Genomic DNA, 24,683 nt, shown 5'->3' on the forward strand with positions numbered 1-24,683 from the left:
AAACCACATTCAAGGCTTCCGGCTTTTTGTTTAATTACTGTTCACATGCTTTACCACATTCATTCGCGGACTGATATATTTAAATTTATCACCTCGCAGCACTGACTTGGTTCGATGGAAGGGCTTATCATATTGATCATACACAATTTCTTCCATCAATAAACAAGGTGTCCCTGTTTTTACTTTCAACTCCGCTGCTTCTTCTGGCGTAGCCTCGCACACACTAATTTCCATCACTGAGTTTCCAGACTGCAGTCCATACTTTTCAAGAAGGATCTGATACAAAGATGCATTATTCAAATCTTCCACAAGTATATTTTTCAAATGTCCTGGAAAATAAAGCTTTTCCAGCATAACAGGTACATCATCTGCTGTTCGCACACGCTCTACCAAAATAACCATTTCACCATTTTCTAATTTTAACTGCTGCCGATCTCTGTCTTTTGCCTCCTGAAGTGTGCATTTTAACGTCTTGCCTCCTGGAACTTTGCCATTACGTTTACAGAGATTGGTAAAACTATTTGGGCTTGAAAGATCCTCTGTCATCTTTTCTTCCTGCACAAATGTTCCTTTTCCCTGTTTTTTCGCCAGAACGCCCTCTTCCACCAGTTCAGCAAGTGCTTTCCGAACAGTCATTCGACTAATTTGATATTTTTCACTTAATTCCAATTCTGTCGGAATTTTCTGATTTGCTTTATAAATTCCCTCTTTAATTTCCTGAAGAAGCAAGTCCTTCAACTGTTTATATAGCGGAACAATACTCTGCGGATCTAATTCGTTCATAATGCACCTCATTCATCTGTATATGTCTCTAAACATATACGCTTTTATTTTATATTATATAATCTTTTTTCCGATCCAGCAAGCTTTCTAAGTATATTCCTCTAAAAGTTACCAGCGTTAGATATTTCAACTTCATCTAGGCTATCGTATTTCAAGCCAGTTCTATACCATTTTCCCAATCAATAAGGAACATGCCACATATATCGGCGTACATATACGGAATGATTACGAGCATCTGCAAGACGGTGGCTGTATCTGCTCAGTACTCCGGTAAATACCAGCGGGCTTAAATACTCTGCAACTGTTGGGCCGAGTATATCAATACCAAACTCTTTACCATCCAACACTGTGATGCGTTTTCCATATTTTTTCAAGAAATCAACAGCTCTTTCATCCATTTCTCTTTCTCTTCCTACCCCCACAAGTACAAGAAATGGAACTTCCTTATCTACAACTTCAAATGGTCCATGGAAGAACTCTCCACTGTGAATTGGATTTGAGTGAATCCACTGGCACTCCATTAAAATACATGTAGTTGTTGTATACGCTACGTTATAATTTGCGCCTGTGGCCATAACATGAAGCACTTTATCATCTTTATGTTCTTCTGCAAATCGGATAGCACCCGGCTCTGCATATTCGCGTGCTTTTTTAATCACATCATCCAGTATATCAAAACCATGCTGCATGTCATCATAGTGCTCATATCCTTCCGCCTGCTGCAAAAGTTCCACCGCAAAACGCAGAGCTACTGCCATAGAACATGTGGAGTACTGATACTTCGGCTCATCACCATTAAAGAATACATAGTCTCCCTGCTCTGCAAGTGGAGAATCCTTCTTACCTACAATTGTAATAGACACTGCTCCCTTTTCTTTTGCTGCTTTTGCAGCTGCAACAGCCTCTGGTGTAGTTCCGCTTGCAGACAAGGTAACTACAATACAATTTTCGTCAAAAGCCTTAGGTGGACAAAGTACAAACTCTTTTGCAGTATACACATGACTATCTATTGTTGCTGACTCACACTTTAAGAAAAAGTCAGCAGTTGTTAATCCTGCTTTAGAACCACCGCAGGCAGCGAAGTAAATCGCATGAATACCTCCATTTTCCTTTCTTGAATCCAGAATTTCTTTTACGACTGCTTTATAATCAATTTTCATAATATGACCTCCTCAGTTTTATTGTTTTATCTTTCACATCAATAATCCAGTTTGTGATAATATCTTCTGATTTCCATTGGATGTTTTCTTACATTTTCCAAATGGACATTAATACGCGCATAAATAGCAGCCATTACCATTGGTGTCAAAAGTTCTCTGAATGTGTCATCTATTCCAGGTGTATGATATTCTTTTGTATCAAATACTGTAATATTATCGCAGATTCTAGGTAAGAAACGTTCTACACGTTCTGCTTGAGCTCTGCCATGATCTTCCCCTTTAAACAGAGTTACATTCGTATCTTTTTCAATAATTTCAAGTGTACCATGGAAAAAGTCTGCACAGGAAATAGATTTTGTACGCATCCACAGCATCTCTTCCATGTAGCACATAGCGTAGCTATAAGCTGCACCTTTTAACATTCCTCCACCAACAACATAGTGCATACTGTCCTCACCATGTTTTTCTGCAAATTCTTCTGTTTTTTTATCCGCTTCTTTCTGCACATTAATTAATGCATCCCCTAATGATTCAGCCTGCTGATAAAAGAGATCATACAATTCGAACTCTCCCTTTTCTTTCATAAACGCCAGCATAATCACAAGTAGCTTCAGATAAGCTCCACCTTTGCATGAAAACAAAATTTCAGTTTCTTTTGCCAGAGGAGAGTCTTTTTCATCCACAAATCCAAAAATTGTGGCTCCTTTTTCCTTGCCATAGCGCACAGCATCTGTCATTTCCGGAGTATTTCCTGTAGCCGATGTGATCACCATAACAGACTTTTCTCCAAGCTTTGTATTTCCTTCAGCTGTCAGATCCGCTGCATTTTCAAGATATATTTCAATTTTGGAATGTCCTTTAAGGTAAGACATTAATTCTTCTGCAACTGCATATGTACCGCCAATACCTACGAGAAAAATATTGTCATAACCTTTCTCGCAAATTTTTTTCACAGCAACTTCCACATCTTTGCGCAGTGCAAGTGTCTCTTCTACATCTTTTTTGATTGCATCCTCATTAAACTTAAGCATTTTTTCCTCCTTTTATTTGCATTTCATTATTTACATTTCAATAGAAAGTCCCATACCAAAAGATCCTTCTCTTAAACAGTTACGTCCTGAAAAATCTGCTGCAGCTGCAAAAGCAACTTCTATCATAGATTCTGTAATGATACCATCTTTGGTCCATCCTTCTTTCAACAACGTTACCAAAAATGCTGCAAAGAAAGAATCTCCTGCACCCATAGTATCTACGGCTTCTATTAATTTTGCCTGTCCCTTATGGCATAGACCATCTTTTGTTACCAACAGCTGTCCACCTTTTCCCCTGGTCATCAACACATGTGCACCACCATACCCTTGTACTTTTTTGGCAAAGCTAATACACTCTTCATCCGACATATCTTCGCAGGAAAACAGTGCCATATCCACCATAGCGCTTACTTGTTTCAGATATTCATCTGTACGATATTTATCTTCAGATGAAAAATCAAAGCTGATAATCGGTCCTAATGCACGTACTCTTTCAATCTGATTTTCTACATGTGCATAGCAGGAACTGTGTACAAGCTGAAATGATTCTACATAGTTCAGATCCGCACTGCTCAACATAGGTGGGTACAAACTTCCAACACCATGTTTTTCTTCAAAATAACCACTAACAAATACTCTGTCACCATCAACAATGTTGACCGCAGCCCGTCCGGATACTCCATGCTTCACAGGACAATGTGAAATATCTACATGCTTTTCTCTGGCACATTTCAGGATATGTTCTCCTATGACATCATCACCTACTGTTCCTAAAAATCCTGCTTCAGCGCCATTCTCCGCTGCATACACCGCTACATTAAATGCATTTCCTCCTGGAAACGCCATCTTTTTGTGAATATAATAATCCACACAACAATCACCCAAACCTAGTATTCTCATTTTTTTATCCTTTCACGCCTCCCTGTGCAAGCCCTCTGACAAACTGTTTTTGAAATACCAGAAAAACAACAACTACTACAGCAGCCGATATTGTCAATCCTGCAATCAAAACAGGATAATCTGTTCTTAAAGCAGTCTGCAAAGAAACCAAACCGACAGGGACTGTTTTTAACTTATCACTTTCTACAAATACCGTAGCAAACATATATTCATTCCATGCATGCATTGTGGCAAACAACGCTCCTGAAAATAATATTGGTTTGCTCATTGGTAACACAATTTTTGTAAACATTTGTATTACAGAACAACCATCCAACATAGCAGCTTCTTCCACAGATTTTGGAAGAGACAGCATATAAGAACGAAACAGCAGCACTGTAAACGGAAACTGAAATACACTATAGGAAATAATTAATCCAAGATACGTATTATACAATTTTAGTTTCTGCATAAGTTTAAACAAGGAAACCAGATTTACTTCTGGTGAAATCATCATTCCTGCCACAATCATAATAAATATGAGATTTTTCCCTTTAAACTCAAACCTGCTTAATACATAGGAGGCCAGCGAACAACAGAGCACAGTCATAATTACAGTTCCAACTGTTACAATGATACTATTAAAAAAATACTGACCAACACCATATTTCACAGCATATGCATAATTTTCCCAATGTATTTTATCTGGAAGTGACCACGGTGAAGACAAAAACTCCGTATTGTTTTTCACACTAGAAATCAACATCCATACAAGTGGTAATATAATAGCAACTGCAAACAGACAAAAGAACAGAAACACCAGTATTTTACCAATGGAAGAATACCATCGATTATATTTCATTGTTCTGCCTCCTCTCCTGTTCTGGATAGCTTCATTTGTATCAAAGATAATACCAACGTAATCACAAATATTACTACCGCATACGCACTTGCCACACCCATCTCATCGTTATTAAAAGCTGCCCTATACATTGCAGTGGCAAGAACCTCAGTTGCTCTTCCCGGGCCACCACCTGTCAGTATCTGTATCTCTGTAAAAATCTTATAGCTTCCAATTGTTGTTATAAGTGCAGTTACCAACATCGACTCTTTACTCATAGGTAACGTTATGTACCAAAATTTTTTTACTGAACTGGCACCATCTATAAGTGCGGCATCATGAATTTCCTGCGGAATCTTCTGGATGCCAATCAGATCAAGCAGCATACAATATCCAACATTTTGCCACTGGGAAATAAAGATACAACAGAAAATTGCAAGGCCAGCATCACCCAGCCAGCTGGGTGGATTTTGAACGTGGAAAACCTGTACCAATAATTGGTTCAATGGTCCTGTATTAGGGTTAAAAATACATTTCCACAAAAGACCAATAACTGACATAGAAATTAATGACGGAATAAATAACACTGTCCTGAAAAATTTCTGAAACTTTCTCATAAATATTTCTTCCAGGCAAGCTGCCATTACCATCGCCAAACCCACCTGACACACGACAGAAAGGATTGCATATATAGTATTATTGAACAGTATTCTTAAGAATCCTTTTTTCTGAAATATGGCCAAATAATTTGCTATTCCTACCCACTTCCTATCCGGTGAATAGGATACCCATTTATACAAACTACCTATAATTGTCTGTATCAGAGGATAATACACAAAAACAAGCAATCCTATAGTGACCGGTGCCAGGAACAGTACTATGATTTTTTTATTTTTATAGATACTCATTCCCGAATCTCCTTTTACTGTCCATGAGAATTATCTATTCCCATGGACAGTTAGTTCTATTATTCTTCTGAATCACCCTGCACTTCTTCTGCAATTTCCTGCACCTCGAACATCAAGTCCTCTGGTGTCACAGTTCCTGCAATTACCTCTTGCAGCCCAGGTACATAAACATCTGCAATCTTACTGTGAATATCTGCATCAAGCCAATTTGCAAACCCTGAAGCCTTACTGTAAATGTCAACTGCCTGCAAAGTCAATGCATCTGAATTTTCTTCATTATGAATTCCCTGTACAGATGCCGGACTGGATAACTGTGTGATCATCCTCTCCTGCCATGGCTTACTGGTCATAAGCTTCAGAAATTCAATGGCAATTTCCGGATTCTTACAGGATTTTGAAATCATAAATCCATCTGGTGAACCAGTTACCAGTTCCGGATCTCCATCTTCTCCCTCTGGGAATGGAATCTTAAATGCACCTGCATTAAGATTATTTTCTGCACATCGTCTGAATTCAATAGACTGCATATACGTCATAGCTGCATTTCCTGTAAGGAAATCGTTTCTTGCCACCTCAAAGTCTATAGAGTTCGTATTTTCTGTAAAATACCCTTTATCATTCAAGTCTTTTAACATATTCAATGCCTGCACATATCCCTCATCTGTAAATGTACCAGTCTTATAATTATTATCTACTGCACGTACATCACTTGGTACACACATACTGTTAAATGTGGAAATATAATGGCAAGCTGTCCAGGGATCACTGTTTCCCATAGCCAATGGCGTTATTCCTGCATCTTTAAATGTCTGGCATACATTTAAGAATTCATCATATGTAGTCGGCACCTCTACATTATATTTTTCAAATAAATCTTTGTTATAAATCATCAGCTTTGCGTCAACTCGTACCGGTACTCCATAAATTCCTTCCTCATACTGAAATGGCTCAAGCGCAGCTTGAATAAAGCTATCTTTCCACTCGGGATCCGCTTCATAGTATTCCATCAGATCCAGCGCACTTCCCGCTCTTGCAAACTTATACGCAAATTCACCGCTCCATGAAAAGAAAATATCAGGAGCATTATCTGCACCAAGCATAACCTTAAGTTTAGACTTATAATCCGGATCTCCAACATTCTCAACAACAATGTCCACATTTGGATGTGTTGACTCAAACTCTTCAGCAATGTCTTCAAAATACGGTGCCTCATCTACATTGATCCAGTTATGGAAAAGTTTTAATGTAACCTTTTCTCCACTGTCTTCCGATTTTGATGTAGCTGCATTTACGCTCGTTCCAAAACTAGCCATTGTCCCCACTACCATACATGCTGCAATTACCGTGCTTATTACTTTTCGTTTCATAAATTACCTCCTTTTAACATTTGTTTTAATGTTGTCTCGTTTTGTATGCATACATTATATGACATCTTATCTTGTATGTCAATAAGTACAATATATATTTTTGTTTTTTGTGATGTTGTTGTAATTTAGTGTGTAAAATGTATTAAATAGCGCTCATAATTGTATATTTTGTATAAATTTTCATTCGAGTCACAACAATTCTCTAACGCCACATAAAAAAGTGTCTTCGACACTTCAACTCCCCTGCCCCTCAATCTTGAGGGGATAGGGGTTTCTTTTTTTCAACTTTTCATTCATAATAGGCTTATGAATATCTTACAAAGAATCTTTACTGACTACTATGAAGAAATTAAATATACACTTCATCCCAGATCTACTGAGATGGAAAATATCGATAAGATGATCAACTGTGGTGATCCATCTTTTGGCGGTGCCATGTACGGTTGTCCCCATTGCGGCAAGCTTAAATTTGTCCCATTCCGATGCCACAGCCGTTTCTGCCCTACCTGCGGAAACAAGTATTCCATGGAACGCACTACTTCCATGTCTTTTAAACTTGTTAATGTCCAGCACCGCCACTGTGTTTTTACTATTGATGAAAATCTTCGTGACTTTTTTCTTGAAGACCGTACTCTGCTCGACTGCCTCTTTCACTCTGTTACCAGTGTCGTCTCTCGTATGTTCTTCAAAATGAACAAGTCTAAAAATTATACACCTGGTTTTATTATGGTACTACATACTTTTGGCAGGGATTTAAAATGGAATCCCCACATCCACTGTCTTATATCGGAAGGTGGTTACAGTGATGATGGATTCTGGCGTCCGGTCCACCACTTCAATTATACTTATCTGCGTAATGCTTTCCGCACAGCACTGCTTGATGAAATGGGACGCAGACTCGGATCTTCTTTCAAAAAAATAAAATCCCAGTGCTACACGAATCATAAAGAAGGCTTTTACGTTTATGCAAAACCAAACAAGTGTGACCCTGAAACGGTCATAAAATACATTGGACGTTATCTTGGACGGCCAGTTATTGCCACATCCAGAATTGACAGCTATGATGAGGACTCGGAAACAGTCACATTTCATTACAACCGTCATGAAGATGACAAATATATTCAGGAAACAATCCCTGCATTAGATTTCATCAGGCGTTTGATCCGGCACATACCGGAGAAACACTTTAAAATGATCCGGTATGGCGGTCTTTATGCACGTCACCGCGAAATAGATAAAAATCTGCACCTAGCAATTTCAAAAGCGAAACGGCATACTCTGCGCGACTTTAACAAATGGCGCACAGCTATCCTTTCTTCTTTTGGATATGATCCATTAAAGTGTCCAGACTGTAAACATGAAATGCTCTTTCTGGAACTTTACTTTAACCACAAGCGCGTCTCCCTCGAAGAAATGTACAAGAAAATAATGTCCAAAGCTCGTAGAAGATGGTCTTCTGCATAATTTTTATGGATTCTGTGATATAATCCTCTCAAAGGAGGAAAACACCATGAAACCAGATATCGAGGAACTGCGCAAAAAATACATCGAAAATCCACCAGAAGGAATGACTTCCAGGGACATTCGCCACATGAGCGAAGAAGAACTTCTGGATATGGATTATTTTCTAAATGATGACGAACTTGATGACGATTTTGGAGAGGAAGGCTTTTATATCTTCTAATCCAAGAATCGTCTTGTCGTCGTGCCCGCCTCCGTGCGGGCATTTTTCAATTCAAGAGAGCGCCACAGGCGGTCTTTCCTATAAATCAAAAAAGGTATCATAAGATCAGCCCCGTCTTATGATACCTAAAAAATTATTTTTCAAACACACTCTAGTAAACTATCACTTTAAACCTATAGTAACCTTACAATTTGTAACCTTCAGGCTTCCCTCTGACGCAAATAAAGATAAGCTTTCCCCTGGTCTCTTGTATGCTCGTGCATTCAATGCCACACCGTCAACATAAATAGTAGCAATTGTATCATCCACGATCATACGAATGTTATATTTCTTTCCCGGAATCAGATCAAGCGGTCTTTCCAGTCCGATGTTCTGATTTGCAGGCCATGGCCAGTTCGGTTTTTTCTCGAATACATAACGGTTCTCTGTAGTATTAAATACAAACTGATAAGATTCTGCTTTATCCTCATCCTCATAAAATCTTACACCAAACGTCCTTGTACCATCAGAGAATTCCACATCTGCTTCGAACTTGAAAATGTCACCGGTATTTCTTCCAATAACTACTTCTGAGCTCTTAGTTGGTGTATCGATAACGAAATCATCCTTCTTTTCCTCTTTGTCAAAAGCATTCCATACTGTTTCCGGAATTCTTACACCAAGAGTACCATCCTCTTTCTGGTATACCTCATGCGCCATAAAGGTTCCTGCCCAGATGAAGTTTTCGTCATCATCATCTTTGTCTTTCGTTGCAACCCATCCAAACAGAATTCTTTGTCCATTCAGCTCAAAAGTACGTCCTGCATAATAAGCTCTGCCATCAAATGCATCATCCTTCGGTGCGATCCATGGACCATTCAGGCTCTTGCTCATACGGTAAACCATTTTGCTTCTGTCACTGTATTCAGTCACAATGTGATACCACCAGTCACCGATTTTAAACAGGTCTGGCATTTCATGCATGGTATAAAGATCCGGTGCCCAGAAATCGCCTTCAAACTTCCAGTTTTTCAGATCCTTGGATGTAAACTTAACAGTTCTTCCTGTCTGTCTTGTTTTCGGTCCCTGCAGTCTTGCTCCAAGAATCAGTAAGTACTGATCATTTTCTTCATCACGGATCACCCATGGATCTCTCCAGTCATCTGGATCATAGCCTTCCTGTGGGGTAAAGGTAAGAGCATCCTGAGTTTTGTGCCAGGTAACCAGATCATCACTATATGCATGCATCAGTACCTGAGACGGTTTTCCAAGAGCTGGATAATCACGGTTGTAACCAGTGTAGAAAATATGATACTGTCCTTCTGCTTCAAAAACGCTTCCTGCGAAAATAAACTGATCCTGCTCTTCGTCAGTTCCTCTTGGAATTGCCACACCACAGTCTTCGTAGTGAACAAAATCCGAGGTTGTTGCTAAATCCCAGCCAAATGGCTCTCCAAATGGTCCCGGTTTTCTGGTATCTCTCTGATGATATAAATAGAATTTATCCCCATGTCCGAATGGCATACAATCGCCGAACCAGGTTTCCGGAAACTGATAGTATAATTTCTGCATAATAATATATTCTCCTTTTCTTTACAGGCATATATCTGCCCTTAATCTGTAAATTTTATTTAAATACTCATCCCTTCACAGCACCGGCTGTCATACCTGCAAGCATCTTCTTGCTGCTGAAGAAATAGAAAATAAATACTGGAAGTACTGTAACTGTTATTGCCGCAAAGGTTGCGCCCCAGTCAGTCAGTCCCATACTTCCCACGAAGTCATTCAGACCCAGTGTAATTGTTTTCATATCTGTTGATCTTGTAAATGTATAAGCATTGATATATTCATTCCAGCAGAAAACAGCCTGCATGGTAGCTACGGTAATGATAGAGTTCAAGGACATTGGAACTACCATTTTGAAAAAGCAGCCCATTGGAGAACATCCGTCAATAATAGCTGCTTCCAGCATTTCCTCCGGGAAGAATTTGTTAAAGGAATAAAACAGCTGGATGGAATAGGACAATGAAAATGCAATCTGCGGTAAAATAATTGCCGGATATGTATTGATCAGTCCCATTTTATTAAAGATACTGAACAAGGGAATCAAGGCAACCTGCATAGGAAGCATTAATCCAAGCAGGAAATAGTTCAGGATTACTTTTCTTCCTTTGAATTTAATTTTACTAAGTGCAAATCCAGCCATCAGCGCAAATAAAAGTAATGGAACTAATACACCGATCAAAACGATAATACTGTTTTTAAAATAAGTCAGCATATGGCTCTTTGTAAAAACATTAATAAAGTTTGTTAATACCCACTTAGATGGAAGTGCATATGCCGGAAGCTTTCTGAAATCATCCAGGGATTTAAAGCTGGAGGTAAATACATAGAAGAAGGGGTACACCTGCATAATAACCAGGAGTAACGCAATGACCCATTTAATAATACCTGAAATGGAAACTTTTTTCTTTTTCATTCATCTTCCCCCTCTCCTGAAAATTTACGGAATAATAAACCAACTACCATACAAATGATTACGATCATAATGGCTACAGAACTTCCGTATCCATACTTCATACTGCTGAATGCCTGTTTATACATGTAAGTTGTCATAAGCTCAGAAGCATTTCCAGGTCCGCCATGTGTCAGCAGATATGAGAATTCAAAGGATCTTAAGGATCCATTTAATACCAGAAGACAGTTTGCAATGATAACCGGTTTGATGTATGGGATTTTTACATACAGATATTCCTGCCATACTGCTGCTCCGTCAATCAATGCTGCCTCACCCAGTTCATCCGGTACTCCGATCAGTGCTGCATAGAAAATAACCATATACAGACCGAGATATTTATAAGCCTCTACAAATGCTGTTACATACAAAGAAATCTGAGGATTTGATATCCACTCCATGAACTTAAATGAAGGATTCACAAATGATAAAATCTGATTTATGATTCCAATCGGTGTTACAGAAAACAGCTTTGTAAAAATCTGACAGATTGCAACAGATGAAATTACTACCGGAATGTAGTACAAGGTCTGTAAAGCAACTCTTCCTTTTTTGATTCTGGAAAGAAGGATTGCAAACAACAAACCTCCAAATACCTGAATTGCCACATTGATAATGGTATAAATAATCGTATGCCATACTGTAGAGCGGAACACCGTATCCTGGGTTAAAAGCTCCGCATAATTCTTAAATCCTACAAATACTTTCTCGCCTACACCACTCCAGTCAAAAAAGCTGTAATAGCCTGCCCATACAATGGACACAATAACAAATGCAGTATAGATAAGGAATGCAGGAAAAAGGAACATGAAAATTACTGATTTTTTTCCAAATGCTTTCTGCATAAGATTCCCTCCTCTTCTTTCTTTAAAAGAGACTGACGATTAATCCGCCAGTCTCATTCCTGCATGCTTAAAATTCTTTATTTAACAAAAGAATCACAGGTTTCAATAAATTCATCTGGTGTGGTAATTCCCTGTGCCAGTTTCTGCTGTTCATCAACGATTTTAGTCAGCACATCAGAATCAAGTTTATCATCCCAGGAAGTCCATGCTGTTTCTGCGTTCTCGAACATTGGCTGAGTGTCATAGTACAGCTGCGGAAGTCCTTCTGGAAGAGAATCTTCTTTAAATGGAGAGAATACATGTGCCTGAGTGTAGCAAGCGTCTGAGAAGTTCTCGCACATGTAGTCAAAGAATTCCTGCATTGTATCATCATATGTAGCCTTATTGAATCCTTCTGCAAATCCAGCATGAATCGGTACATTTGTAGACATATTGTCCATTCCTTCTGTATCCGGTACCGGGAAGAATCCAAGTTCTCCATTATCATACATTTCTTCTGCCAGGCTGATCTGTCCGGAACCAGTATAGAAGATTGCTCCTGTACCACCGAAGAACAGGTTGCATGCGGATGTGAAGTCTACACTTGCAAATCCAGGCTCAAAATATCCTTTTGTTCCAAGATCAGAAAGAAGATTTACTGCATATTTTGCAGACTCGTTCTCACTAAAGGAATCTGTTCCTGCCTGATATCCCTGGATAAATTCAGGACCTGTTACTCTCCATGGAGAGAAGGAAAGATATCTCATAAGCTGCCATGCATCAGAGCCACCTACGATTACCGGAATCTCACCCTGATCTGCGATTTTCTGGCAGTCCTCTTCAAACTCTTCCCAGGTTGTAGGAGCATCTGTGATTCCTGCTTTTTCAAAAATATCTTTTCTATACATAAAGTATTCGCAGTACAATCCCTGTGGGAACAAATATAAATTTCCATCATCTGCATCGGTAAGGAAATCACGAATTGCTCCGTTTAATTTATCTGCATATCCGTTTCTCTCTAACTCTGCACCTACATCAACCAGAGCATCAATATCCTTGCAGGCTGCAGAAAGTGTTCCATTCGGGCATCCAAAGATGTCTGGAAGTGTATCACTGTTGATGTACATCTGCAGCTTTGTGAAATAGTCCTGCATATCGTTTACAAGTTCAATTTCATAATCCAGGCCTTTCTCGTCACAGAAGTTTTTTAGAAGATAGTCAAAGGTCTGAAACTGCTCTGTTGATTCCGTTCCTTTTAACAGTGCAGTAATCTTGGTTCTCTCGCTGTCTGCTGAAGCTGTTAACGCCCCCATTCCTGTCATAAGACCAGCTGTCATAGCTGCTGTCAACGCCAGAGATACCATTTTTCTCATTTTTTTCATTTCATTTTCCTCCTTTTATTTTAGGTTTCCTCGCTTTTGATGATTTTATTTTACCTTCTGGTGCTTTTATAAACAATTGGAAATAAACGTAAAAATGGGAGATTTGTACACAGTTTCCTTTTGTGCACAAATCTCCCATTGCTTTTAGATATGTTTACGGAACTCATTAGGGGTAATGCCGTATCGCTTTTTAAACACCTTAATGTAATATCCGAAATCCTTATATCCTACCATTTCTGCTATTTCATATTGCTTATAGCGATCATCTGCTATCAGCTTCTCCACATGCTTAAAACGCACATCTGTCAGATATTCCAGAAAGCTTTTTCCTGCATATTTCTTCAGAAGCCGGCTGATATAGGTTCGGCTTACATGAAACTTTTCTGTAAGATCATCCATTGAAATATCTGTAGCAAAATTTTTCTCAATGTATGATAATATACTTTGAACCAGTTTCTGGTTTCGTTCATCTGAGCCTTCTGTATTCTGCTTGATCAAAGTCCCAAACAGATTAAACATACAGGTCAGAACTTCTTCTGTAGTTTCACATTGGGAAATACGCTTTACTCCATCCTGCAATACAGAAAAATTCCAGTTTTTATTGTGTATTTCACTGTCTACTGCACAGGTGTACGGAAACTTCATGCATCCGAACAGCAGATCCATTGCTGCAAATTTTACAGCCTCCCCATCCTCCGGTGCTTTGGCAAACAGCTGACGCAATTCATCTTCCGCTTTTTCGAAGCTCTCCTGAAACAGAGTCATCATAAAATGCATTCTTTCTCCCGGTGTAATTACAAAATCCTTCTGTTCTTCATATTGCAGGTCTTCATATTTCAGAATAATGTTCGCTCCAAGATAAATACACTGTCTGCAGGCCTTCTGGGCTTTTCGGTACTGGGCATTTGCCTGATACTCATCTTCTGAAATATCACTGATTCCAAAATTCATATATGCCTTCAGATACCGTTCCACTTCTTCCTGAATTTTTCCACAGGCCTGAAGTGCAAGATCCATACATTTCTGATTTTCTTCCTCTTTCGCAAACAAAAGTATGAAGTTATACTCAGCTGTAGCCGTATTATAATCACTCAACACCTGTATGTTGTAATTGTTGAAAATTTCCTCAAAAATATTAATACAGGCAAATTCTTCAATCCATTTGTCGCCTTCGTGAAGTTGTTTTTCCCCAACTACCTTTCTTCCAACACATACAATGTATTTTTCGATGGTCAGCTTAAGGGATTTCGCCTGCTCCTGCACCACACCTTTTCCCTGGATCCTTCCATAGAGAAGATTCCCTGCAAATTTAGATCTCAGCTCTGGTACAGACTGATTAAAATATTTCTGTAAATCCCGAACCTCCTGCTGTTCATCTTTTTTTGCATGTATCTCTTCTGCAAGCCGGGCTGCCATATTTTTTAATTCCTCATAGTCAATTGGCTTCAGCAGATATTCCTTCACGCCAATAGTGATTGCTTTTTGAGCATAGGCAAAGCTGTCGTAACCTGTCAGGATTACAATAACCGTATCCGGATACATCTCGTGAGCCCGCTCCGCAAAATCCAGACCATCCATTCCGGGCATCCGAACATCTGTAAGAATCAGATCCGGCTTTATATGCTCCAGCTTTTCCAGTCCCTCCAGACCATTTTTCGCAGTAGCTGCTACCTGATATCCATAATCAGACCAGGGAAAAGAACACAAGCCATCCAGAATAATATACTCATCATCCAATATCATTACCTGAAGTTCCATTTTCCATAATCTCCTTCGCTTTTTTCAAAGGAATTTCCAGCACTACCAGAGTTCCCTTCTCCTGTTCCGATGTGATCGTCATTTTTGCTTTTCCGTGATATACATATTCCAGACGTTTCTGCACTGCATAAATGCCCAGATTCGTATGTGTTCTTTCTGCCTTATGTTCCGGCTCTTCCTCCATGTTCATAAGGGTTTTCAGCTTTTCTGCAGATATTCCCACACCGTCATCCTTTACTTTGAATACTGCTATACCATCCTGAACTTCTCCTGAAATATAGAGGAAGCAGTCCCAGGTGGCATTTTCAACTCCATGAACGACCGCATTTTCAACCAGCGTCTGTATTACCATCTTAGGAATTTCCAGTTCGTTCAGTTCCTCGTCTACCTCAATATACGAAGTAAATTTATCTCCATATCTTGTTTCCTGAATAAAAAGATAGTCTTCAATGTATTTCAATTCTTCTTTCACACGTACCATGCTTCGTTTATTACTAATACTTGCCCGCATAAGATTGCTGATTGCAGTTACCATCCGGCAGATATTTTCTTCCCCTTTTTTTCTAGCCATCCAGTTAATGGTATCCAGTACATTGTAAAGAAAATGCGGATTGATCTGTGCCTGCAATGCTTGAAATTCTATATCTTTATTTACCATTTCCATCTCGACGATCTGCTTCAGCAGCTTTTCAATCTTCTCAATCGTCTGATTGAAAACAGAATTCATCGCTCCGATTTCATCTGTTCGTTCTTCCGGGAGGCGCACTGAGAAATCTCCTTTGGCAAATTTTTTCATGGCATTACTGGTTCGTTCAATAGGTCTTGTAATTCCACGCGCCATAATATTTGCAAGAAATACACATAGCAGAATGCTGATTCCGATTAACAACACAGTGGTTTTTTCCAGTTCCCTAGCCGTTTTCTGCAAAAAGCTGGTAGGAATCATTCCCACAACCGTAAGTCCTGTATCTGAGCTTGTCTGGTAAACGAGATTGTAAGCTTTCCCGTCCAGATTAAGCCGAAGGTTTCCGGAATTTCCATTAATCTGATCCACCCATTTCTGATCCTTCAAATCTTTATTTTCACCGACACTTTCCAGCAGAATGTTGTTATCCTGATCCAGTAAAAATATATGAGCAAACAGGGACTCCTGTGCTGTAAGCGTCATTTTCTTCAGATAGCTGATTTTTATAGAAGCCCGCAAAACTCCAAGAGGTTCCATAGTCAATACATCTTTTATCTGTTTAGCCATATAAATCAGATTTTCGTCCGCTGCATTATAGTAAACACAACGTCCATTTGCATTTTCTGCCATTGTGCAGGAAATTTCGGAGCTTTCTTCATTGATTCCTCTGTCATTGGAAAGAAGATGGTTTGCACCATTATATCCGTACAGCTGAATATCATTCATATATATGCTCGTATATCCCTGCAGCAGCAGACGTCTGATCTGACCTGCCCTTGAATAATAAGAATAAAGCTCGGAACCGTCAGATTTATATGGTTCATCTGATTCCAGTTCTGCCTGTACAATACTATTATTCGCGATATACTCAAATGAATTTTCCACCATATCGAAATAATGATCCAGATTAACAGACAGCTCATTAATCACTCCTGCCGATTGTTTCACAGTCTGCTCTGTTACAATTTCAGATGCAGACATAAACTGGAAAAAGCTGGTTGCCAAAAGCACAACCAACGTAATGCCTAGTGTACAATACAGATATTTTCTCTGAATTGAAAGATTCAGAAACCATTTTTTTAACTTTTTCATTTTTCCATCCACCTTATAAAAGCCGGTACATTGTTTCAGGCAATGTACCGGCTTCCTGTTATAAATATCCTTTATAAGTACTGACTGAATTCAACCTTCTCTTTGTTCGGTCCTTCAATAGTGAAAAACTTTACTCCATTTTCCCAGAATGGTAAAAAATGAATACTGTCCTGTGTGGTATTCAAACCAGCCTGGTTAATGTACTGATAAATTTCTTCTATATCCTTAACATCGAGTGCAACATGATCAATTGCACCAACCCGAAGGACTGCTGCATGATTCTCATATGTTTCTACAACCAGAGTTCCAAGCTTCAGAAATACAACCTTCTCGTCCGCCTCTTCATTAACTGTTTCAAAAGCTGTTTCAAAACCCAGTTTATGGTAAAAATCTACAGTTTTATCAATATCATTTGTTGGAATTCCAATATGCTGGACACCTGTTGAATAGTTTTTCAAATCCATTTTCGTTTCCCCCTTAAACTCTGTTAAAAAATATGTTTTGTCCAATAGCTTTTTAACAATATACGCACAAGTTTTCTTGTTTGTCAAGATTTACGCTTGTTCAAAATCCAAAATCCTCATAATCCTCTGGCAGAAATCTGTGATAAATGAAATGGAATCCCTCATCCTTAAAGCAGTAATAATAGGTATCATCTGCCTTATCCAGGAAACGGATATAGAAATCAAATTCTCCATTGTCCATTTCCTGACTTTCTGTTTTTTCCCAGTAAGAAGTAAACAGGTCAAGTAATTTCACCTTTGTGCAGTCATGCTTCTGAACCAGTTCGATGAGCACTTTGATAAATTCATTCTCTTTCATATTCTCATGCACATAAACGCTTCCAGGCTCCGGAATATAAAAACAGAATCTGTCCCCTTTATGAGACACCGCCACATTTCCCAGCTTGGAAGTCAGCTCTTCCGGCAGATTCTGCAGACGAGCCAACATTTCTTCTGCACTGTCCTGCACAGAAAAAAAATGATTTAGGGAAGATAGCGGATAATATAAGTGAATCTTCTCTTCCTTAAAGCCAAGCTTAGCCTGTTCTTCCTTTATTACATCTATTAAACTATTTTCCAGCTTCTTAAATCCAGTCATAAGTTCTCCTACTTCCACTAAAAAGCGGCCTTACATCCCATTCTTTCAGCTGAATGCTTCCGCTGCTTTTTCAATCAATTGACAATTTTCTTCTATTATGAGTGTTTTCTTTGCTTTTTTATAACAAAAATCACAATTATATAATGTTTCGTTTCAGTCTTTCATATTCTACCATACTTCCAGGTTCGCCGCAACTTACTTTTTCACTTTATAAACCACATACTCATGACTGAAATGATACCCCAGTTTCTCTGCCAGTCCTACTGACATTTTGTTGGCTGCATCCCAGTTTGGATAAAGCCCGCGTTTGTCACACTCCAGAAACAGCCGCGCCGCTCCGATATATGCAAGACCTTTTCTCCGGTAGTCCTCACGGGTTACTACCTCAATTTCAATTCCACCATGACATCCAAGATTCTCGTCACTTCTTCTGCCATAACCAGAATAAGAGGAAATTCCGGCGACTACTTCCCCGCCCGTTAAAATGCAAACACCAAGTCCATACTCTTTGTACTGACTATAGCTTTCGTAGTTTGCTGTCAAATCCTTACTCCACTGTGTATCTCTGCAAATTTCAAAAAGCTCCTGATCGATCAGTCTCATCTCATACTCTCCTGGCAAACTCTGTGCTACCTTCTGAAGCTGCTTTAAATCAAAGATTCCAGGTTCCTTTTTGATTGCATAACGGATCGCTTTCTCTGCCTTCTCCCCGTAACATTCCACAATCATCTGTGCCCAGTCATCATTTTGCGGAACCAGAATCACTTCCTCTGATGCACTGTTTGTCAAAGCTCCGGAAATGATCTCTGATTTTGGTTTTCCACTCAGGAAGCAGAAATCCCCAAGCATAACAACACCACTCTCCGGTTTTTCCAGAGAATCCACATAGATTTTTCCCATCACTCCCTGCAATGCGGACCAGACTACACTATCCTGCCAGCCTGCAAAAAGAGCAGTGGCTCTGCCCGTTTCTTTTAATTCATAAATCATATTCATCCCCCTTACGTAAATCAGGCGAGAGACCTTTGCCCCTCGCCATCCTTGCTTAATTCATTTATCCAAACAGACTTGTCGGTGACAGCACCATATATGAAAGTCAAAGTCAGCTGTTCCACGCCTGCGAAACGCTTTAGAACGTATTTGAAAAATGCTCTACGGTTCTATATATTTATCATTTGAAAAAGTGTACCCATTCTTATATTTCACCGTTAAATAGAATGTCTCTTTTCCATCTGTAACCTTTACAAAACAAACATTATTATCATCAAATTTGTCGGTAATGTCAATACTCTGATTGTGAAAATAAACCCATACGCTTCCATCATCTTTATATTCTACATCCGGGGAATTAATTTCTTCCATAAGTTCTTCCGCTGTAAGGGCGCGCTGAGTTCCGTCAGCATCAATAGATACTCCACCGCCACCGGTCTGCTGAAGTGTGCCATCCTCATTATAGTATTCCATGGTATAAGTACCGTCATTGGAAACATCTAAGGTCGCCTGCGTCTGATCGCCATGGAGCCATATCTGAACCGTGCGCTGGATACCTCCAACATTCGCTGCATATGCAGTACCTGTTCCTCCAAGGATAATACAGCCTGCAATCACTGCAGCTGCAGTTTTCATTTTTGTTCTTTTCTGTAATTTTGCCATATTTTCAACCTCCTGTAATGAGCCCTTTGAAGTCTGCAATACGGAAAAAGCTTTTTTATATTTTTCACCATTCGTCATTTTCCCATTCCTCCTTTAAAGAATCCTTAAGCAAGGCTCTTCCCCTGGAAAGCCGAACCTTTACATTGCTTTCTGAAAGCTTCAGGATTTCGGCTATTTCCCTGACGAGATAATCTTCGTAATAAAACAAGTGAATCACAATGCGGTACTTGTCCGGAAGCTTCATTACCTCTTCAAACAAATCTCTTGACTGGGAATCTGGAAAAGAAAGAGTTTCCATATAATCCTCCAGAGAGCATTTATTTTTCTTCCAGAAAGTCCTGTTTATATTTTTCGCCTTATTGATAACCACACGAAGGAGCCATGCCCGGATGTGCTGCTCATTTTCAAATTCTTTTCTACTGGTGTAATACTGAACAAACGTCTCCTGAACAGCATCCTCCGCATCCATCTGATTCTGACAGATATTAAACGCTGCGGTGAAAAGATTGTTCTGGTAGAGCTGGATCAGCTGTTGAACTGGTTGTCTCATGAGAACTCCTCTGGCTGCTGATCAGTATGAAAAGCATCGGTCTGTTATTTTCTTGTGTCGGGTACCTTCACTAATTATACAAATAAAGAGGGAGAAAGGTTACAAAAAATTTTAACTTTTCACATCCAATGAATTATGCTAAAATACAGCCAAAACATACTTTAAGGGGGCTTTTTCATGGAATTTCAGACACTTATTGAGAACAGAAGATCTGTGCGTAAGTACAGTTCCCATACAAACGTTACCAAAGAGCAGATCCAGCAGCTTGTACAGGCCGCTTTGGAAGCGCCATCATGGAAGAATACAGAAACAGGTCGTTATTACTGTGTTTTATCAGCGGACATGAGTCAGAAGCTTCGTAAGGAATGCCTGTGTTACGCTAATAACGATGTAAAAACTGAGCATGCAGCTTTAATCGTCACCACCTTCGTACATAACCGTGCCGGTTTCCAGACAGACGGCACTCCTGATAATGAGATTGGAAATGGATGGGGCTGTTACGACCTTGGTCTTCAGAACGAAAACCTGATTCTGAAAGCCACAGAGCTTGGTCTTTCCACTCTGATCATGGGACTTCGGGATGGGGATAAAATTCGCGAAATGCTTTCTATTCCGGAAAGTGAAACCATTGTTTCCGTTATTGCTGTGGGAAAAGCCGATGAAGAACCCAGCCGTCCGAGACGCAGAGAGTTGGAGGATGTTCTGAAGTTCTTTTAAAACGTGTTTGAAAAGGCTTTCTGCAAGATGTGTGTTACAATTTGTGGGAACGATTTTGAGGGCACGCTATAGTACAAAAATAACTTGACATTAAAGCAATCACAAGAATAATATGAAGATAAATAAAAATCAGAAATGAGGAATTTTATGGAAAAATCAACAGTATATTTCACCGACTTCCGCTGCAAAGTCGGCACAAGCCAGCTGGACAAGCTGAAAAAACTGTGCATTGCAGCCGGAATCAAAGACATTGATATGGATGGTAAATTCGTGGCCATCAAAATGCATTTCGGCGAACTTGGAAATCTTGCTTTCCTGCGCCCCAATTATGCAAAAGTAGTAGCCGATCTTTGTAAGGAGCTTGGCGGAATGCCGTTTCTTACTGACTGTAACACCCTTTATCCGGGAAGCCGCAAAAATGCCCTGGAGCACATGGATTGTGCGAATCTGAATGGTTTTAACACCATCACTACAGGCTGCCAGATCATTATCGGTGACGGACTTCGCGGTACAGATGATGTAGAAGTTCCTGTAGCGAATGCAGAGTATTGTCCAACTGCCAGAATCGGCCGTGCTGTAATGGACGCTGACGTATTCATCAGTCTTACTCATTTCAAGGGACATGAAGCCACCGGTTTCGGCGGCGCAATCAAGAATATTGGTATGGGCTGCGGAAGCCGTGCAGGAAAAATGGCTCAGCACAATAGTGGTAAACCAGTTATCGAAACAGACCTTTGCCGCGGATGCAAACGCTGCGCAAAGGAATGCGGAAGTGACGCTATTACATATCCTGAGAAAAAAGCGGTCATTGATTATGAGAAATGCAAGGGCTGCGGCCGTTGTATCGGTGCCTGCAGCTTTGATGCAATTCACAACCCGCACAGCAATTCCAATGAGCTTCTCTGCCGTAAGATGACAGAGTATGCACAGGCAGTCTGTCATGGACGCCCATGCTTCCACATTGCACTTGTTCAGGACATCAGCCCTAACTGTGACTGCCACGGCGAAAACGATGCTCCGATTCTTCCGGATATCGGAATGTTCGCAAGCTTCGACCCGATTGCTCTTGATCAGGCCTGCGTAGATGCATGTCTTGCTGCAGAACCAATCCGCAACAGCCAGCTTGGCGACAACCTTGCGAAACCGGAATGGCATTGCCACCACAACCACTTTATGGATTCCAATCCGAATGTAGAGTGGGAGGCAACTCTGGATCATGGTGAGAAGATTGGACTTGGAACAAGAAGCTATGAACTGAAAAGAATTTAATTAATAAACAGCTGCCGCATTATCAAAACACTTTGAACAATGCGGCAGCCGTTTAACTTTAGCCTCTTTTTGCCAGATACCTTTTAATCAAAAAGGAGCAGAAATATGGAAATGTATAAATGCTATTTTCTATTCCCACATTGCTGTCAGCCAGTTTTATTCCCCACTTAATATCGCTGTAACTTTCATTATCAATCAGTTTTCTTAAAGATTTTGAGCGATTTTTATTTGCCTTTACTTCAACCGGAACCAGTTCATCTTTTGTCCTGACAAAAAAATCTTCTTCCAAAGTTGCATTTTCTTTTTTGTAATAATATAATCTTAATCCTTGTTTCAGAAACGCCTCTGCAACGAAATTTTCATATAAAGCCCCCTTATAAACACCCATATTTTTATTTGCACGTAAATCTTCCTGCGCTTCTTCATCTAAAGAGGCAATTAGCAGGCCTGTGTCTGGATAGTACAGCTTAAACTTCAATTCATCATAATTTCCTTTTAACGGCAATTCCGGATATTCCAGACAGTAGCAGACAGAAACAACTCCCGCATCCTTAAGCCAGTCAATACAGCCCGAATACTCTCTGCTTCTTGCGTTTTTCTCAATTTTACTTAACTGGAATTTTTTATTCTCTTTTGCCAGCTGTACCGGAACGCTTCGATATACACTGGCAATCTTCGTTTGGTCTAACCCTTCTGCATATTTTCTGATATCTTCTTCATAATCTAATTGAATCTGATGCTGAATTTCCAAAGTATCAGAAAATGTATTCGTTTCTATATATTGTCTGATCACTGCTGGCATGCCCCCAAGCACGCAATATTCAAGAAACAGTTTTTTGTAAACAGACAGCTCCGTATCAGAAAATGCTTTCCCAGAACACATATGTTCCAGGATCTGTTCGATGTGTAAATCTGAGTAACCCTTTGCCCAGAGAAACTCCTCAAAATCCATGGAAAACATTTCGTAATCTGTTTTATAGCCAACGCTATTGCTGTGGATCTTTTTATAGTTAATTCCAAGCAGAGATCCGCTGCAAATTACATCAAATCTTCCATCCAGCTTAAAAGCCTTCAAAGAAGTGGCAATATCCGTCACTTAATATAGTTTTATACTGCCCCTCCAGCACAGAATTTATAAAAACTATATTCTCATAATTTTCACTTGCAAAATGAACAATAGATTCCGTTTTCCCAATCTGTCTTGCACCTTTAATGATTAGCGGAAGCCTGTTTTCTTTATCCTTCCACTGTCTTAAATAACTATCTACCTTTCTCCTAAAATACATAGCCTCACCCCTTCTAAAAAAGCCTTCACGTTTTATAAGCTTTTATTTGCAATTTTCTCACGTTTTTCATTACTATTTTAACACAAAAATCACGTTTTATGTGTATTAAATTATTTAGATCTATATCCTCTTTCCTTGCAACCGCAATCAGACCAGGCAAAAAGCCGCAGAGAAACGTTGCAATCTATCAACATTTCCCTTATTTTCCTGACGGCAGTCATTCCATCCATAAATTTCATCTGAATATCCATTAAAGTTAAAGGTTCCCAGATACCAGGCAAGAGGTACCGCAAGCATATAATATAAACCAACACACGGACCAAACACGCTCTGTCTTGTAACTTATGAGAAATATAGTATAATTAAGATAACCATTTCGTTTATACTAATAAACTCAGACTGGAGTACCTGATATGAAAAATAATTTTTCTCCCAGTTCCAACACTGCCAGCCTTTTTTCCTGGTTTGTGCGGCACTGGAAACAGTTACTGGCGGCAATTGTAATACTAAGCGCGATTGCCTTTGCCTGCCATAAGCTTTATCTTTTTTATCCTTACCTGAATCTGCCCCATGTAACTGCTGCTGATCTGGACGCCCTTGATCTGGATGGTTACGACAAGGTGATGTTTGTGGCGCACCCAGATGATGATTTGCTCTGGGGTGGACGGCACTTGATTGAAGACGATTATCTGGTAGTGTGTATGACCCGTGGAAATGATCCGGTTCGAAGCGCAGAATTTAAAGCTGTAATGGAAGCCACTGGCGATAAATATCTGATTCTTTCCTACCCGGACAAAATCGGAAAAGATCGCAGCAGCTGGAACTACTGGAAAAAAGATATGGAAGCAGATATTGCCACAGTCCTGAACTACAAAGACTGGAAACAGGTTGCCACTCACAATGCAGACGGTGAGTACGGCCATCATCACCACCAGATGACTCACCAGCTTGTAGCAGAAGCCTATAAAGAGACAGACTGCAATGCTGATTTCTATTCTTTTGGAACGTATTATGTAAACGACAAGGTTCCCTACGACCTTGAAGAAATGCCTAAAGATCTTTATATACAGAAGCGCAAGCTGGCAAAGCTCTATGTCAGTCAACGGACTACCGTAAGGAAAATGTATCATATGCTGCCCTATGAGTACTGGCAGAAAGAAGATTTCTGATCTTATATAAAAAGCTGTGTCTATGCCAGAATTTATTTATCCTGGCATGA

General features: G+C 39.7%; 25 protein-coding genes. 5 read left to right on the forward strand and 20 right to left on the reverse strand.

Annotation, left to right across the window (positions count from 1 at the left end; translation table 11 throughout):
* Window positions 1–30: 30 nt before the first annotated feature.
* The 7 genes from DW904_RS00460 to DW904_RS00490 form a co-directional block, all read right to left on the reverse strand.
* Window positions 31–783: a GntR family transcriptional regulator gene (locus DW904_RS00460; RefSeq protein ID WP_173681746.1), complete on the reverse strand. Its 753-nt coding sequence runs from the start codon at window positions 781–783 to the stop codon at window positions 31–33.
* Between the two features lie 179 nt (window positions 784–962).
* Complete coding sequence (locus DW904_RS00465; protein ID WP_118577618.1) at window positions 963–1,943, reverse strand: SIS domain-containing protein; 981 nt, start codon at window positions 1,941–1,943, stop codon at window positions 963–965.
* 38 nt (window positions 1,944–1,981) lie between these two features.
* A complete protein-coding gene (locus DW904_RS00470) occupies window positions 1,982–2,974 on the reverse strand; it encodes an SIS domain-containing protein (RefSeq protein ID WP_118577619.1) in 993 nt (330 codons plus the stop codon).
* A gap of 30 nt (window positions 2,975–3,004) precedes the next feature.
* Window positions 3,005–3,844, reverse strand: a complete 840-nt coding sequence (locus DW904_RS00475) for a PfkB family carbohydrate kinase (protein ID WP_202187642.1) — start codon at window positions 3,842–3,844, stop codon at window positions 3,005–3,007.
* A 34-nt stretch (window positions 3,845–3,878) separates the two neighbouring features.
* Entirely contained in the window at window positions 3,879–4,526 is a 648-nt protein-coding gene (locus DW904_RS00480; RefSeq protein WP_202187643.1) for a carbohydrate ABC transporter permease, read from the reverse strand.
* 185 nt (window positions 4,527–4,711) lie between these two features.
* Complete coding sequence (locus tag DW904_RS00485) at window positions 4,712–5,602, reverse strand: sugar ABC transporter permease (protein ID WP_118577622.1); 891 nt, start codon at window positions 5,600–5,602, stop codon at window positions 4,712–4,714.
* A gap of 59 nt (window positions 5,603–5,661) precedes the next feature.
* Window positions 5,662–6,969: an extracellular solute-binding protein gene (locus DW904_RS00490; protein ID WP_118577623.1), complete on the reverse strand. Its 1,308-nt coding sequence runs from the start codon at window positions 6,967–6,969 to the stop codon at window positions 5,662–5,664.
* Window positions 6,970–7,275: 306 nt separating this feature from the next.
* Here DW904_RS00490 and DW904_RS00495 point away from each other — a divergent pair, with 306 nt between their 5' ends.
* Together DW904_RS00495 and DW904_RS22665 are read left to right on the forward strand one after the other, a co-directional pair.
* Window positions 7,276–8,433, forward strand: coding sequence for an IS91 family transposase (locus tag DW904_RS00495; RefSeq protein ID WP_029471594.1), 1,158 nt, complete (start codon window positions 7,276–7,278; stop codon window positions 8,431–8,433).
* A 46-nt stretch (window positions 8,434–8,479) separates the two neighbouring features.
* Window positions 8,480–8,653 (forward strand): hypothetical protein, encoded by a 174-nt coding sequence (locus DW904_RS22665; protein ID WP_003864616.1) that lies wholly within the window; start codon window positions 8,480–8,482, stop codon window positions 8,651–8,653.
* 162 nt (window positions 8,654–8,815) lie between these two features.
* On the opposite strand, the gene DW904_RS00500 is transcribed toward DW904_RS22665, so the two are convergent.
* The 11 genes from DW904_RS00500 to DW904_RS00550 all read right to left on the reverse strand — a co-directional run bounded on the left by DW904_RS00500 (window position 8,816) and on the right by DW904_RS00550 (window position 20,192).
* The gene (locus tag DW904_RS00500) at window positions 8,816–10,204 is read right to left on the reverse strand and encodes a glycoside hydrolase family 32 protein (protein WP_118577624.1); all 1,389 of its coding nucleotides are present in this window, start codon (window positions 10,202–10,204) and stop codon (window positions 8,816–8,818) included.
* Window positions 10,205–10,271: 67 nt separating this feature from the next.
* Entirely contained in the window at window positions 10,272–11,111 is an 840-nt protein-coding gene (locus tag DW904_RS00505) for a carbohydrate ABC transporter permease (RefSeq protein WP_118577625.1), read from the reverse strand.
* Entirely contained in the window at window positions 11,108–11,992 is an 885-nt protein-coding gene (locus DW904_RS00510; RefSeq protein ID WP_118577626.1) for a sugar ABC transporter permease, read from the reverse strand. Before DW904_RS00510 ends, DW904_RS00505 begins: the two co-directional genes overlap by 4 nt.
* Before the next feature lie 77 nt (window positions 11,993–12,069).
* On the reverse strand, window positions 12,070–13,353 hold the full coding sequence (locus DW904_RS00515; protein WP_118577627.1) for an ABC transporter substrate-binding protein: 1,284 nt from the start codon (window positions 13,351–13,353) through the stop codon (window positions 12,070–12,072).
* Window positions 13,354–13,497: 144 nt separating this feature from the next.
* Window positions 13,498–15,111 (reverse strand): response regulator, encoded by a 1,614-nt coding sequence (locus tag DW904_RS00520; protein WP_118577628.1) that lies wholly within the window; start codon window positions 15,109–15,111, stop codon window positions 13,498–13,500.
* Window positions 15,083–16,888 (reverse strand): sensor histidine kinase, encoded by a 1,806-nt coding sequence (locus DW904_RS00525; RefSeq protein ID WP_118577629.1) that lies wholly within the window; start codon window positions 16,886–16,888, stop codon window positions 15,083–15,085. The genes DW904_RS00520 and DW904_RS00525 overlap by 29 nt, the downstream gene beginning before the upstream one ends.
* Window positions 16,889–16,959: 71 nt before the next feature.
* Entirely contained in the window at window positions 16,960–17,352 is a 393-nt protein-coding gene (locus DW904_RS00530) for a VOC family protein (protein ID WP_118577630.1), read from the reverse strand.
* A gap of 100 nt (window positions 17,353–17,452) precedes the next feature.
* Complete coding sequence (locus DW904_RS00535; protein WP_118577631.1) at window positions 17,453–17,989, reverse strand: DUF3877 family protein; 537 nt, start codon at window positions 17,987–17,989, stop codon at window positions 17,453–17,455.
* Between the two features lie 195 nt (window positions 17,990–18,184).
* Window positions 18,185–18,979, reverse strand: a complete 795-nt coding sequence (locus tag DW904_RS00540; RefSeq protein WP_118577632.1) for a GNAT family N-acetyltransferase — start codon at window positions 18,977–18,979, stop codon at window positions 18,185–18,187.
* 162 nt (window positions 18,980–19,141) lie between these two features.
* Complete coding sequence (locus DW904_RS00545; protein ID WP_226814881.1) at window positions 19,142–19,642, reverse strand: hypothetical protein; 501 nt, start codon at window positions 19,640–19,642, stop codon at window positions 19,142–19,144.
* A 64-nt stretch (window positions 19,643–19,706) separates the two neighbouring features.
* Window positions 19,707–20,192: a sigma-70 family RNA polymerase sigma factor gene (locus tag DW904_RS00550; protein ID WP_118577634.1), complete on the reverse strand. Its 486-nt coding sequence runs from the start codon at window positions 20,190–20,192 to the stop codon at window positions 19,707–19,709.
* A 177-nt stretch (window positions 20,193–20,369) separates the two neighbouring features.
* Here DW904_RS00550 and DW904_RS00555 point away from each other — a divergent pair, with 177 nt between their 5' ends.
* The gene (locus DW904_RS00555; protein WP_118577635.1) at window positions 20,370–20,909 is read left to right on the forward strand and encodes a nitroreductase family protein; all 540 of its coding nucleotides are present in this window, start codon (window positions 20,370–20,372) and stop codon (window positions 20,907–20,909) included.
* A 147-nt stretch (window positions 20,910–21,056) separates the two neighbouring features.
* Entirely contained in the window at window positions 21,057–22,178 is a 1,122-nt protein-coding gene (locus DW904_RS00560; protein ID WP_118577636.1) for a DUF362 domain-containing protein, read from the forward strand.
* Window positions 22,179–22,236: 58 nt separating this feature from the next.
* Here DW904_RS00560 and DW904_RS00565 read toward each other — a convergent pair whose 3' ends face one another.
* Both DW904_RS00565 and DW904_RS23355 read right to left on the reverse strand, forming a co-directional pair.
* Window positions 22,237–23,253: a DUF4143 domain-containing protein gene (locus tag DW904_RS00565; RefSeq protein ID WP_243110225.1), complete on the reverse strand. Its 1,017-nt coding sequence runs from the start codon at window positions 23,251–23,253 to the stop codon at window positions 22,237–22,239.
* Complete coding sequence (locus tag DW904_RS23355; protein ID WP_243110226.1) at window positions 23,240–23,464, reverse strand: hypothetical protein; 225 nt, start codon at window positions 23,462–23,464, stop codon at window positions 23,240–23,242. Before DW904_RS23355 ends, DW904_RS00565 begins: the two co-directional genes overlap by 14 nt.
* 413 nt (window positions 23,465–23,877) lie before the next feature.
* Between DW904_RS23355 and DW904_RS00570 the strand changes: the two genes are divergently transcribed.
* Window positions 23,878–24,633, forward strand: coding sequence for a PIG-L family deacetylase (locus tag DW904_RS00570; RefSeq protein ID WP_118577637.1), 756 nt, complete (start codon window positions 23,878–23,880; stop codon window positions 24,631–24,633).
* Window positions 24,634–24,683: the final 50 nt, after the last annotated feature.

Source organism: Ruminococcus sp. AM42-11 (assembly GCF_003480145.1).
In the GTDB taxonomy this organism is placed as follows: Bacteria; Bacillota; Clostridia; order Lachnospirales; family Lachnospiraceae; genus Blautia_A; species Blautia_A faecis.